Source organism: Bacillus sp. 5mfcol3.1, from assembly GCF_900114335.1.
Classification (GTDB): domain Bacteria; phylum Bacillota; class Bacilli; order Bacillales; family Bacillaceae_G; genus Bacillus_A; species Bacillus_A thuringiensis_S.
In genome coordinates this window covers 1,508,103-1,520,088 of sequence record NZ_FOST01000001.1, presented here as the reverse complement: position 1 = coordinate 1,520,088, position 11,986 = coordinate 1,508,103, and the positions used below count along the sequence as shown (strand labels likewise).

The following is an 11,986-nucleotide window of genomic DNA, read 5'->3' as shown; positions in this document are numbered from 1 at the left end:
AGTACTGGACCTACCGGGAGTACTGGACCTACCGGGAGTACTGGTTCAATCGTTACAACAAACTCTATGTTCGCTAATAATACATCAGGTGGTTCTGTTTCAGTCGTATTAGGAGGAACAAACATTCCACTTGCAAATAACCAAAGTCTCGGTAATTTTACAGTTAACGCTTCAAATGACGTATTTACAATTCCTGTAACTGGAAGATATCATTTAACCTATCAAGTTAATACGACAACCGCTCTACTTGCTGGAACTAGACTACTATTAAACGCTTCTACGCCAATTCCTGGCTCTATTTTTTCTCCCACTTTATCCACTTCAAATTATAGTAATAACTTAATTACTAATTTAAATGCTGGTAATACAATCTCACTACAATTATTTGGTATATTATCCGTCGTGAATTTAGTTGGAGGCGGATCAACAGGTGCCTCTCTTACAATTATACGAATTGATTAAAAAAATGATTCATTCTTTTTATAATAACAATCTAAATACTCAATTGATAAATATTACGATAGTGATTAAGTAATAAAAATAAATTTTACTATATCCATAGTAGAAAACATCTATACTAAATTTTCCGTATATATATTATCAATTTACACTTCACCCATGTCGATGTTACATTAAAGATGAAGATTGTTTCTTCTTTACAGACCATCTCAATATGTATTTGAGGAACATCTCCAATCCTATACGCGAGAGCAATACTATATTGACACTCAATTGAGTGTCTTTTTTTATATTCAAAAAATAAAACCATCTCTTATAGATGGTTTTAACAATACATATTTACTTTTACTCTTTATATTATTGCCAGCTTATAAAGCTGGATAATAAATAGTCATACTTAACCGAGTTAATGTTCTTCCTGAATTAGTATAAGTATGCGGTCTATCCGCCTTAAAGCGAATTGAGTCTCCATTATTTAACGTATATTGACAATCATTTATGTCAATTGTCAATTTCCCTTCAAATACCGTTATAAACTCTTCTGTTCCTTCTTTATGCGCTTCTGAACTTAATTTCCCTTCTGTATCAATTTCAACCATATAGATTTCAAAATTCCTATCATCTTGGAAAGGAAATGAGGGATACACCTTATATCTCCCATTGTCTTCAGACAATACTTGAACATCATTTCGTAAAACTACTTTCGTATCAGGCTGTGGATTATTAATTAAAGAGGTAAATGATACTTTCAAACCATTAGCAATTTTCCATATTGTTGTTAGTGTCGGGCTTGAATCTCCTCTTTCTATCTGTCCAATCATTGTTTTACTTACACCTGTTAATTGAGAGACCTTTTCTAAACTTAATTTTTCTTTTTCACGTATTGATTTTAAATTTTTTGCCAGAATAAGTTGAATTTCTTCCATAAAAAACACTCCTACACTGTATACAATATAACGACCGTTATGTATAATAAAAAGCACACGTTATATTGTTCTTTTTGGTCATTATAACACACAAAAAATAGGGGGTTTTGAAATGCCTATATTTTCTTTTTTGTTATTTGTATTTATAAGTAGCTTCACACCTGGTCCCAACAATTTCTTAGCTATGACATACGCAAATCAACATGGATTAAAGAGAAGCATAAACTTTTGCTTCGGAGTAGCTTTTGGTTTTTTCATCCTCACTTCTTTATGTAGTTTTTTAAATATTGTATTAATTAATATTATCCCTTTAATTGAATTTCCTTTAAAAATTTTAGGTGTCGCGTATATGCTATATTTAGCCTTTAAAATAATTACTAGTAAAGGCGGTGCAGATCACAATGAAAAAAATAATAAAAACTTATTTACAGTGGGTATTTTCATTCAATTTGTTAATCCAAAAGGAATATTATTCGGACTCACAGTAGTCTCTACTTTTATACTCCCCTACTACAATTCATATTCAAGTTTTCTGCTTTTCTCATTATTTCTAGGTATAGTCGGTTTACTGAGTACATTTAGTTGGAGTTTATTTGGTTCAATATTCCAAAAATTATTAGTAAAACATAACCAATTATTCAACATGATTATGGCTGTTTTATTAGTTTTCAGTGCCGTTTCAATCGTTATACACTAATTCGATGCTCATTTTAGATTTTGTACTTTTTAATACCACTCTTTATCAATCAGACTACTTTATATACTAATCCATCCACATACCCTATGTGGTTTAAAACTTTTAAGAGGAAACCTTCTAACAATAGGTTTCCTTCCATATCATATTAAATAAGAAGCAGGTTAAATACGGAGGTGATTTTGATTAAGACTACTTTAATTTCTCATTTTTACAATGAAGAATATTTACTTCCATGGTGGTTAATGCACCATACAAAGCTATTTGATCATGGCATTCTTATTAATCGTGGATCCACTGATCGTTCAGTTGAAATCTGTAAAACATTCGCTCCTAATTGGGAAATACGAAACTCAAAATCACTCGAATTTGATGCTTATTTAGTTGATCAAGAAGTTATGGAAATTGAAAGAGAAATTCCAGGATGGAAAATGGTATTGAATACGACAGAATTCCTGTGCTGTTATAATAAAGAACAATTTTTTAAATCACTTAGCACTATGGGCGGCAATATGTTTTCAATAAGAATGATTATGATGATTGATGAACCGACTTATGGCTACACTAATCCAAGATATAGTTCTCCGCTTGTTAAACAACGTTATCACGGCATAATAATTCAACCTAATCCAAATCAACTATATCTTAACGGTAGATTAATTCACAATAATTCGCACGGGAACTATAGAGTCGGGAGACATGGTTCGCATTATCCTTATAGCATTTACATGGAACCTGCTTTTATTTTTAAATTTTTTTACAGTCCATGGAACGATCCAATGAAAAAACGAAAATTACAAATTGGGCCGACTCTTTCTCAACATAGTGTACGACGTGGATTAGGTTCTCATCACTTAACAACAATTGAAAAATTAGAAAAAAAATACAAATACTATGCAACCTTAACTACGGATCTCCGGTTATTCCCAGAATACCAAATTATATTTCCTGATCTTTGTCCTTAATGTCATGAATATTTAGTTTCGACATCTATCCGTTTTTTATTAACATACCAACTCCAACTAAATACTTTTCTCTAGTAGAAATCTGAGCTAGAACTCTTGCAGCACGCAAATTCCTCTTATTTAATCTCGTATCACTAGCCTATAATCTTTCATACCATTTCATTAAGCACTTGATGTTGGATCAGAAATAAAAAATGGTAATTCATTTGGAAAATTTTCAAATTCAGATTATATACCTTCTAAAACAAAGAATTCAAACAATAGAACCTAAACTAATGTTTTAAGTTATGGCTTTATTTTTTTATTATTCACTTTAAAATCTTTTTATAATAATATTGAAAAATACGGTATAATATAAATTACTGTGCTTTAGGAGGATTACAATGGCTGATAAGTATAAATTTTTCATTCTCATTGTTACCGCATTTTTTTCATTCTTTTCTTTAATAAAAGATTTTCGCAACACTTCAAAAAGTTTCTTTTGGGGTAGTTTTATCATTCTTACAAGCTTCATGATACTATTAATACATGCTCTAGATTTAACTCAAATACTTTTTTATCCAAAGCAAATTGCGCTTGAATTTATTACAATACCACGGAAATTATTTTTACCATCTGTCACTGAGGCCGCCAGTCTCCCTCCAACACTAAGATAATAATTTGATTAAGAGCTCTTTCTAAAAGCGCTCTCTTTTTTTTACATAAACATACCATATACAAAATCCAACCTTAACCACTTAATTACTTATAAGAACCTAACTTATAAAACGCATAATAATTATACTTATTTACTAGTATACAAGCCGTATCTCTTAGTAGAAGCACAGCATATTATACGATACAGGACAAAACTTTCAAAACACTTGTCCGAGTTAATTTTCAAAAAGGGGTGAACATAAATGCCTATCGTTAAACCTTTTATAGCTGGAAGACGATTTGTAAGTACAGCCGCAACAGGAACTGCTGCTGGTGCAGATTTAACTTTTGCTAACACAGACTTCACTGATGACACTGGTGCTGTAACAACATTCCCTGCTTCTTATGCCTTTTTAACACTTTATATTAATGGTGTTATTCAAACAGGTGATACTATTACTGGTGTAACTACTACAGCTGCTACTATTGTAGGAGGAGCAGTCCTAGATGGAGGCACTCCTATCGCAATTGAATTTACTATAACGTAAATTTAGTTTTCTTTTTAGAGGTTTCATTGAAAGAAACCTCTAATTTTAAAAATTCACATCAATTTTAGTAGCAACTACATAATACAGTGCACATACTAGATAGAATGATAGAATTTTATACTCACTCTCAAAAAGAGCACTTATCTATAGCGATCTTTTATATAGCGCAATAATTTTTCGCCTATTTGCTCTTGGAGAACCGACTAAGCAGTTAGTTAAATTAGCTAACTGCTTTTTCCATATAGTATTTATTATTATTCATAGCTTTATCCGTAATAGTAATGCTTGTGCACTATCTACTATAAATTTTCATATATTGTATTATGCTTGTCCAAAATGTGAAGTTAATACTCACGAAATCTAAATACAAGAAAGGAGTGAAAATATGCGCTCATCCATTTGTAAATTCGCTAATTTTAATTGTGAAGCACAAGCACCTAGTTCACTACCTGCCCTAGGTTTTGCCTTCAATGCTACTTCACCTCAATTTGCAACATTATTTACACCACTACTATTACCTAGTACAGGCCCAAATCCTAACATTACTGTCCCTGTAATTAATGATACAATTAGTACTGGAACTGGTATTAAAATTCAGGTAGCTGGTATTTATCAAATTAGCTATACATTAACGATTAGCCTTGATAACGTTCCATTAGCCCCGGAAGCAGCTCGCTTTTTCTTGACATTAAATTCATCGACTAATATTATTGCAGGATCCGGATCCGCAGTCCGTTCTAATATTATTGGAACTGGTGAAGTCGATGTATCAAGTGGGGTCATTCTAATTAACTTAAACCCTGGTGATTTAATTCAAATTGTCCCCGTTGAAGTAATAGGTACAGTAGATATTCGTTCTGCAGCGTTAACAGTTGTGCAAATTCGTTAATAAAGTGAAACTTTAATCAGCCCTCACCTAACTTCTTTGCTTCCGCTGAATTTTAAGGTGGGGGTCTTACTGTCCGGCAAATAGCAGGATAAAAACAAAAGACTTAGCTAATTAACATTTATTGTTCCTTATACACAATATCTTTTTATAGATTTGACACACATTTATATTAAACAAGCATATTTTATTGTATGACTATATAGTCATACAAATCTAAAGCGTTCATAAAAGCACACTTATATGTGTGCTTTATTTTTAATTAAAACCTACAACATTCTCACACAATATCCATATATTATCTTGATTCCTCTCTAAATGTATGGTTTGTCTCAGAGCGCTTTTAACAGCGCTCTTTTTATTTAAACTCCGATTTTTAAAGTTCGATTTTATGATTTACGTTATTATACACATGCCACGCTACTTTTGAAACAAGGTATACATCCAAAGACTGTAAGTGAACACTTCAGTTATAAAGATATGTTCATAACATTAAATCGCTATTCACATGTTTTGCCTGGAATGCAGGTGGATGCTGTTAAAATATGTAGTGAAAGACCATTTGGATAGTAATATTTGTAAATATAAAAAATGCGGTTTCTCCTCTCAAGAGAAACCGCAACATATCAATGCTTTTACTATATTTTAAACTGACTCGTATACAAATCAAAATAAAACCCTCTATCTTCCATGAGAGATTCATGATTCCCTCTTTCTAAAATATTTCCATCTTTTATAACAAGAATTTGATCTGCTTTTTCAATTGTTTTAAGTCGATGAGCGATCACAAAACTTGTGCGACCTCTCATTAAATTATTTAGTCCTGCTTGTATTTGTAATTCTGTTCTTGTATCAATATTTGATGTCGCTTCATCGAGAATTAATATATCTGCATCTGCTAAAATTGCTCGTGCAATCGCTAGAAGTTGTTTTTGCCCTTGACTTAAATTCGATCCTTCTGAAGCAATTTCTGTTTCATATTGATTTGGCAAATGCTTAATAAAAGAATGTGCAGATGCTGCCTTAGCTGCAGTGATAACTTCTTCATCAGTAGCATCTAAGCGTCCATAACGGATATTATCCATAATCGAACCAGCAAATAAATACGTATCCTGTAAAACTACTCCTATTTTACTTCGTAAAGAATTAATATCATAATCTTTTATATCTTTTCCATCAATATGAATTTGTCCTTGCTGTATATCGTAAAAGCGAGTTAACAAATTAATGATTGTTGTTTTCCCTGATCCAGTCGGACCAACTAAAGCAATTGTCTCTCCTGGCTGCGCTTTAAGACTCACTTCTTTTAAAATCGTTTTATTTTCTGCGTAGCCAAATGAAACATTCTCAAGTGCAACATGCCCTTGTAAATTTTGTACAACGAATGCGTCTTTTTTATTTTGAATTTCTGGTACCTCATCCATAATTTCAAAAACACGTTCTCCACCAGCAACTGCCGCTTGAATTGTATTCATTAAAGTCGCAAATTGACTTAGCGGTCTTGAGAATTGACGAGAATAATTAATAAAAGCCGCAATAACTCCTACTGTTGTCATTCCGTTTAAGACCATAACTGATCCAGTCCCAATGACAAGGCCCATACCTAAATTATTAATAAAGTTCATACTTGGAAAAATAAAAGCTGAAAATGTATCAGCCTTCGTAGCTGAAACTCTTAGCTGTTCATTAATTTTATTGAAATTTTGTACAGTTTCTTTTTCTTTTCCGTACAACGTTGTAACATCCGCACCTGTAATTGCTTCCTCAATAAATCCATTTAATTCACCTAAATCTTTTTGACGCTTCGCAAAGTTTTTACCACTATATGCAACTAGTTTTTTTGTAACGTAAAACATAATAGGTACTGTAATTAAAGTTACAATTGCTAAAATCCAATTTAAGGCGAACATTGCAATCGTTACACCTATAAAAGTTAATGCTGATGAAATAATTTGTACAACGCTTTGTGTCAAAGCTTGATTCAAATTATCTATATCATTTGTCACACGGCTCATTAAATCACCTTGAGAACGCACATCAAAGAACCGTAAAGAAAGCGTTTGGATTTTCTCAAAAATATCTTGTCGTATTTTTTGAATTGTTTTTAATGCAACGTTAATCATGACAAACGTTTGTAACCATGTTAAAAGTACAGTTACACCATAAATCGCGATAAGTAACATACACATTCTTGCTGTACCACTTAAATCTTTCGGTACAATATATTGATCTATAATGACTCCCATAAAATAGGGACCTAATAATCCAAGTAATGTAGTAACAACGACTAGAAATATAACAAACATAAGAGCAGCTTTTTGATAGCCCATATAGTTCCATACCCGCATTACAGTTCCTTGAGCATTTTTAGCTTTTCCCATCTTTGGGGTGTTTCGTCCACCTTTATTAGCAAATTGCCCTTGAAAATTACGCATGTTCTTCCCCACCTTCTTTATCTAAATTACCACCTTGGGAAAGATAAATTTCCTGATAAACCTCACTTTGTTCTAACAATTGTTCATGTGTACCATTGCCAACTAATTCACCATTATCTAATACAAGTATTTTATCCGCATCCATTATGGAAGAAATTTTAGACGCAATTAATAAAGTTGTTGTGCCTGTATATTTTGTTTTTAAAGCTATTTGAATATTAGCCTCTGATTTTGCATCAACTGCTGATGTAGAATCATCTAATATGAGAATCGGTGGCTTTCTCACAAGTGCCCTTGCAATTGATACACGTTGTTTTTGTCCACCTGATAGATTTGTCGCGCCTTGTGTTAAATTATATTGATAAGATTCTTCCAGCTTATTGATAAACTCAGTCGCACAAGCTGATGCAGCTGCTACTTCCAGCTCGTCATGTGTTGCATCTTCTTTACCATAACGTAAATTTTCTTCTATACTGCCTGAGAACAACAACGCCTTCTGAGGTACAAACCCTATTGAAGCACGGAGTTTTTGCAAATCATATTTTTTAACATCTATTCCATCTATACATATTTCACCATGATCCACATCATATAGACGTGGTAACAGTTTCGCTAAGGTAGATTTACCACTTCCAGTTGATCCAATAATCCCTACTTTTTCACCTTTTTGTATGCTAAACGAAATATCTTTTAAAACGTATTCATTATTTTTCGTATAGCTATAACTAACATTTTTAAATTCGATATTTCCTTCAATTTTCTCAGGTTCGATCGCATACGCTTCGCTTATAATATCAACCTCGGTATTTAACACTTGCTGTACACGATCCGCAGATGGAAAAGCTCGCGCGATTTGAATAAATACCATGCTAATCGACATAAGTGACATTAAAATGATATTCAAGTAATTAATAAATGCCAAAATCGCTCCTACTTGAAGCGTTCCATCGAATACTTTTTCTCCACCAATCCATAATGTTGCGACAATCCCGCCACTTACAACTAGCATAATGATTGGCATCATTAAAGAAATAAGTTGCACAGCTCGAATATTTATCTTCGTTAAATTTGTATTTACATTTCCAAATTGAGCGATTTCGTATTTTTGTCTTACATACGCTTTTATAACACGCACACCAGATAAATTTTCTTGTAGCTTTGTATTCACTTTGTCTAATGCCTCTTGCACCTTTTTAAATGTACCACTTGCTTTACTTGCAATTAAAATAATCGCAAGTAATAAAATCGGAACAACTACAAGTAATATTGGAAATAACTCTCGCGCTGTTACAAAAACAATAATTATACTTCCGATAAATAACAGTGGACCACGAACGAGAACACGTAATGTCATCGTCATTGCCGATTGAATGGAAGTGATATCATTTGTCACGATCGTTAATAATTTACCTGTTCCAAATGAGTCCCGATTATTACTAGAAAATGTTTCTATTTTCGCAAACACATCTTTTCGTATGTCTGTAGCGAAATTAACAGCTGCTTTTGTAGAATACATCATACACCCAAGCCCTCCAACTAAACCGAGTGCTGCTGCTCCTATCATAAGAAGCCCCATTTTTATTACATAATTTAAATCCCGATTTGCAATCCCAACATCAATGATATGTTGCATAATAGTCGGTTGAATTAAGTCCATCGCAACCTCAAGTACCATAAATAGCGGCCCAATAATAGCGAAGAACATGTATGGTTTTAAATACTGTAATAACTTACGAAATGATTTCATACATAATCTCCTTTTCCCATGAAATTACCACTGAATAATTCATATCCCTCCTTATTTAAGCTATATATTTTGTAATTTCTTTATTACTTCTATTATATTATGTAAATTAATATTTAACATTATTAAATGATAAGTATTAATGACTTTGTAGTCAATAAATGTGCTTTATATTATATAAATACAAAAACCGTATTCTTAATGAAAAGAATACGGTTTTTCATCTATATTTCTTCAATTGTAAAATGTAAAAACTCAGTCTCAAATCCCTTATTTTTAGAAGGACTACACGTGTAAAAACCTATTTTAACAGGCTCCTTCCCTATATCCTCCATTAAATGAGCGATTCTTATTTGTTCCCATTGATGGCCCTTTTTCACATATATTGTGTAATCACCGCTTTTTCGAATAATTCGAAAACGAAGTTGTTGCTTAGCTGCTTCAGTTGGATAATTTTGCGTTGACCAGTCAGAATATCCATTATTCGTTACGACAGCACCTAAGTGAGATGGCCCTTCAGGGATATATTCTAAAGATGTTTTTAGCCAACAGTTCTCCGAAATCATAACAAAAAGACCTGCTTGATCGAATTTTGAATTTGGATTCATACGTAACTGAACTTCAGCTTGAAAGTCTGTCATCATCTCATTATAAAATACATGACCATTCATTACTTCAAAACCATAATGTGTTTTAAGCCAAAAATCAGTTTCTGCTTTCGAACGGACAATAAACGCATGATTATCATTAATTTTATAGTATTCAGGTACATTCATTATAGTGAGTTGCTCAATATGTTCTGGTATATACGATATATTCATAGCTCCTCCATAATAAAGCATTTATATAGACATTTAAAACTCCGCTAATACTGGGAATTTATAACCTTTAAAATCTAACTCTTTATCACTTCGAACCATTAAATACTTGCTAGACTGTACTTCTGTAAACTGTACATCCTCAACCCCTAATTGATCCGGAGAAAAATAAAATTCGATTTCCGTAAACCTTTCATTGATTTCTCCACATAATTCATCTAAAACCGGAAGTACTGGCGCAAATACTCCAAATAATTTCAACTTTTCATTTTCTACTTCATAAACGATTAGAGCATCTAGTTTCTCTGAATAATACAATTTCTCATTCCATTCCGAATCATACATATTCAAATAAAATGAAGGATGGAAGTTTAAAGTTGAAAAACTATTTGAAAGTCTTTGGCTACTATCAATAGTTTCATGTATTAACTGTCTATTCTCTATATTATAGTAATCTAACTTTTTAAGTAGTGAATCGTTATTATTAATATTTTTATCATATGGTATAGTCATCAAATATTCCTGCACAACTTTAAATCCAAATGCTGTATATAGTTCAGGGTTTTCCGTAAACAATAATGCACATTCACATTTCTTATCGATTTCTTCTATCATTTTATCCATTAATTGTGTCATTAACCCTTGTCTACGGAAATTAGGGTGTGTCATTACTGATTGAATACCCGCCGCATTTATTTTTTCACCATTAATTAATAATGGGAGTGAAAATGCCGCAACATTTGCAATCACTTTATCTTCTTGTAAAAACGATAAAGCTTTATATGTATCATCCCAATATCCTTTATCCGAAAAATCATTCAATGTTTGAGTTTTAATTCCAAACACTTCTTCAAATAAAGGAAATAACTGCTCTCTTTTCGGTTCTTCTATTAGAATACTTGCCAATTTTTCAACATTCCCCATGTTGTACCTCCAAATGTTAAATTCCATTAAATTAGATATACTTATATGACCTACTCTTAAAAATAGAGGTCTTACCAATCAATATACTATCATAAAACATAAAAAAAAAGTCTAATTAATTTTATGTTTTGACTATTTGAAAATAAGTCGAATAAAACAATATTAAGATTTCTGGATATTAATTAGTTTATTATATAAAAATAGCGCCTTCTAATTAGCTTTTACTAATAGAAATACACTATTTATAATAAAATATTTTTATTCTTTTATCCCTTCAAGTCTTTCCTTCGTATTAATTTCTTCTCCACTTATACGCTTTTCAAAAGACTTTCTCCAACTACTTGAAAGTGCATTTACTTCTAATATTCTTTTTACCCCTTCAATATTTTGTTTTTCCTTATGCATGATACGATTAGCAAACGCTATTGAAACACCTTTCGGATCAGACTGTAGACTTTTTAATGTATCGACTGATGATACCCATCCTTCTTTTAATACACGAAAATAAAATCCTGTATATCCTGTTTCTTGAAAATATAGTGGTAACTTTGGAATATTATATTTTTTTGCTAATTTAAAACAAGGTTGCCTTGGTTGTGTTACCTGTACGATTGCCTCTCCGAGCTCAAACGTATCACCAATACAAACATCCTCTTCGCGCATACCACTAACTGTTATATTTTCTCCGAAAGCCCCATATACAAGATCTTGATTCAATTCTTTTTCCCAGTATGGATAGTGATCACCAGTATAAACACAAACTGCTTTATCTACTCCTCCATGATGAACTAAGTCCGCCTGTCCATCTCCATTAAATTTTACAAAGGATAAATATACCGGTTCCTTTACTTGTTTCTTATTTATGCCTGTATGAATTACTTTTCCGCCGTATATAACCTCTTTTGGTAATCCTATATTTAAAGATAATAATTGATATTCATTAGCCATTCT

Annotated in this window: 12 protein-coding genes; 6 read left to right on the top strand and 6 right to left on the bottom strand. The window is 32.1% G+C overall.

The genetic code is table 11. From position 1 onward, the window contains the following. Nucleotides 1-462, top strand: a 462-nt coding sequence (locus tag BM089_RS31005) for a BclA C-terminal domain-containing protein (protein ID WP_254791354.1), incomplete at its 5' end; no start/stop codon positions are given. A gap of 365 nt (nucleotides 463-827) precedes the next feature. Here the strand turns inward: BM089_RS31005 and BM089_RS07920 are convergent. Next, entirely contained in the window at nucleotides 828-1,442 is a 615-nt protein-coding gene (locus tag BM089_RS07920; protein ID WP_130813712.1) for a helix-turn-helix domain-containing protein, read from the bottom strand. Nucleotides 1,443-1,497: 55 nt separating this feature from the next. Here BM089_RS07920 and BM089_RS07915 point away from each other — a divergent pair, with 55 nt between their 5' ends. From BM089_RS07915 to exsF, 5 genes are all read left to right on the top strand, one after another. Further along, the gene (locus BM089_RS07915; protein WP_090976550.1) at nucleotides 1,498-2,082 is read left to right on the top strand and encodes a LysE family transporter; all 585 of its coding nucleotides are present in this window, start codon (nucleotides 1,498-1,500) and stop codon (nucleotides 2,080-2,082) included. Between the two features lie 179 nt (nucleotides 2,083-2,261). After that, a complete protein-coding gene (locus BM089_RS07910; RefSeq protein WP_000598282.1) occupies nucleotides 2,262-3,044 on the top strand; it encodes a glycosyltransferase family 2 protein in 783 nt (260 codons plus the stop codon). A gap of 383 nt (nucleotides 3,045-3,427) precedes the next feature. After that, on the top strand, nucleotides 3,428-3,700 hold the full coding sequence (locus tag BM089_RS07905; protein ID WP_000774116.1) for a hypothetical protein: 273 nt from the start codon (nucleotides 3,428-3,430) through the stop codon (nucleotides 3,698-3,700). 243 nt (nucleotides 3,701-3,943) lie between these two features. Continuing rightward, nucleotides 3,944-4,228: a DUF4183 domain-containing protein gene (locus BM089_RS07900; protein ID WP_001123247.1), complete on the top strand. Its 285-nt coding sequence runs from the start codon at nucleotides 3,944-3,946 to the stop codon at nucleotides 4,226-4,228. Between the two features lie 385 nt (nucleotides 4,229-4,613). Further along, nucleotides 4,614-5,117 carry an exosporium protein ExsF gene (gene exsF / locus BM089_RS07895; protein WP_090976548.1) on the top strand — a complete coding sequence of 168 codons (504 nt, stop codon included), beginning with the start codon at nucleotides 4,614-4,616 and terminating at the stop codon, nucleotides 5,115-5,117. A gap of 635 nt (nucleotides 5,118-5,752) precedes the next feature. Here the strand turns inward: exsF and BM089_RS07885 are convergent. The 5 genes from BM089_RS07885 to BM089_RS07865 all read right to left on the bottom strand — a co-directional run bounded on the left by BM089_RS07885 (nucleotide 5,753) and on the right by BM089_RS07865 (nucleotide 11,983). After that, nucleotides 5,753-7,549 carry an ABC transporter ATP-binding protein gene (locus BM089_RS07885; protein WP_016081661.1) on the bottom strand — a complete coding sequence of 599 codons (1,797 nt, stop codon included), beginning with the start codon at nucleotides 7,547-7,549 and terminating at the stop codon, nucleotides 5,753-5,755. Beyond that, complete coding sequence (locus tag BM089_RS07880) at nucleotides 7,542-9,296, bottom strand: ABC transporter ATP-binding protein (RefSeq protein WP_090976546.1); 1,755 nt, start codon at nucleotides 9,294-9,296, stop codon at nucleotides 7,542-7,544. Before BM089_RS07880 ends, BM089_RS07885 begins: the two co-directional genes overlap by 8 nt. 221 nt (nucleotides 9,297-9,517) lie before the next feature. Then, nucleotides 9,518-10,114 (bottom strand): DUF1349 domain-containing protein, encoded by a 597-nt coding sequence (locus tag BM089_RS07875; RefSeq protein ID WP_090976545.1) that lies wholly within the window; start codon nucleotides 10,112-10,114, stop codon nucleotides 9,518-9,520. Between the two features lie 33 nt (nucleotides 10,115-10,147). Continuing rightward, nucleotides 10,148-11,035, bottom strand: a complete 888-nt coding sequence (locus tag BM089_RS07870) for a GNAT family N-acetyltransferase (protein ID WP_090976543.1) — start codon at nucleotides 11,033-11,035, stop codon at nucleotides 10,148-10,150. 258 nt (nucleotides 11,036-11,293) lie between these two features. Continuing rightward, complete coding sequence (locus BM089_RS07865) at nucleotides 11,294-11,983, bottom strand: MOSC domain-containing protein (protein ID WP_001262982.1); 690 nt, start codon at nucleotides 11,981-11,983, stop codon at nucleotides 11,294-11,296. Between the last annotated feature and the right edge of the window lie 3 nt (nucleotides 11,984-11,986).